Annotated in this window: 1 protein-coding gene; it reads left to right on the top strand. The window is 40.9% G+C overall.

Annotated features, from left to right (window positions below; translation table 11 throughout):
* The coding region (locus ACFIMQ_RS09410; protein ID WP_375703930.1) for an autotransporter outer membrane beta-barrel domain-containing protein at window positions 1-1,064 on the top strand (1,064 nt) is incomplete at its 5' end.
* Between the last annotated feature and the right edge of the window lie 2 nt (window positions 1,065-1,066).

Here is a 1,066-nt window from a genome sequence, read left to right as displayed (position 1 = left end):
CATCAGTTCCTCATCCTCTTTCTGATGAAAAGCAACAAGCTGCTGTTTCAACATCTTCACCATCTTTAGCTGATCAGATGATTTTGCGGCCAAACACTCAGGAACAACCTTTTCCACACTTGAGTGAGAAGCTTTCAGTTTCTCACTTTTTAACTACGCCTTCTACAGATGCGGTATTGTCTATGTCTGTGGCTCCAGCGATGGTTTTTCACAATGAAATGCAAACCGTACGTGCGGGAAGAGGAATTCTAGATAAAAGTAAAAAGAATACGGCTTTATGGACCTATGCGATCAAATCTAAAGAGAGTGTTGCTGCAGAGCATATAGATTTTAAGCTAGATCAGACCGGTATCGTTTTAGGAATCAATGGTTTAAACGAATGGGAAAATGGAGATTTTTATATAGGTGGTTTTGGCAGTTATGATCATGCCCGTGTTGCGCATGCACGGGGGGGGACCAGCGGTATAAATACTTATGGCGTTGGTGCTTATGTCACTTATTTGGATCATAGTGGATGGTATCTCGACGGTATTTTAAAATACAATCATTATCAAAATACTCTGAAAGCCGTTTCAACGAATGGTTTAGGGATTGAAGGAACATATACTCAAAGTGCAGTGGGAACTTCCTTTGAAGCCGGTTATCGACTTCAGACGTCACAGAGCAGTTGGCTGCAGCCTTATGGACAATTTACATGGTTGCGTGTTGAGGGTAAAGCAATCAAGTTATCGAATGACATGAGAGGTGAGATGCGTCCATTTACTTCATTACGCAGTGAGGTTGGCTTATCTTTAGGATATGAATTTGGTTCTCGCATGGCTTCTTCATCACTTGCGTATATTACAGCCGCATGGTTACGTGAGAATAAAGATGATAATCAAACGTTAATTAATCAACGCCATCCATTTACCACGGACTTATCGGGCAATGCGGGTAAGTTAGGGATAGGTTTAAGCAGTTTGGTGAGTGAGAAATTAAAGTTATATGGTGAGGCCCATTATGTTAAAGGGCGTAAAACAAAACAGTCCCTTCAGGGTATTTTAGGTGTACGCTATAGTTTTTAATT

The sequence above is a fragment of the Bartonella sp. AD13SXNS genome, from assembly GCF_042196465.1.
Lineage (GTDB): Bacteria > Pseudomonadota > Alphaproteobacteria > Rhizobiales > Rhizobiaceae > Bartonella.
This window is presented reverse-complemented; position numbering and strand designations above follow the sequence as displayed.